The sequence below is a fragment of the Cryobacterium sp. 10I5 genome, assembly GCF_035019865.1.
Lineage (GTDB): Bacteria > Actinomycetota > Actinomycetes > Actinomycetales > Microbacteriaceae > Cryobacterium > Cryobacterium breve_A.
Genome location: NZ_JASJVI010000233.1, coordinates 1 through 327, shown reverse-complemented (window position 1 = coordinate 327; position 327 = coordinate 1). Strand labels below are relative to the sequence as shown.

The 327-nt window shown below is 69.1% G+C and carries 1 protein-coding gene; it reads left to right on the top strand.

Annotated elements, in window-relative coordinates; genetic code table 11:
* On the top strand, positions 1-327 hold a 327-nt coding region (locus QN350_RS19825), incomplete at both ends, for a DUF222 domain-containing protein (protein WP_323517236.1).

The following is a 327-nucleotide window of genomic DNA, read 5'->3' as shown; positions in this document are numbered from 1 at the left end:
ACCCTCGCCGAAGACCTCCCCGCCACCCGGGAAGCCCTGTCGTCCGGGTCGATCAGTTACCGGCACGCCCAGGTGATCATGGACCAGGCCTGGGGTATCCGCATGGGAGATGACCCGGAGTCGGCCGCCCGGGCCCGCGCGGTGTTCGAGGACGTGCTTGTGCCGGTCGCGGAGGTGCTGACGGTGGCAAAACTCGCCGACCGGGCCCGCCGGGTGCGGGAACGCACCCACCCGGAAACCATCACCACCCGGCACCAGAAAAGCGTCGAGGACCGGCACGTGGTCTTCCAGGCCCTCAACGACGGCATGGCGTCCCTGTATGTGACC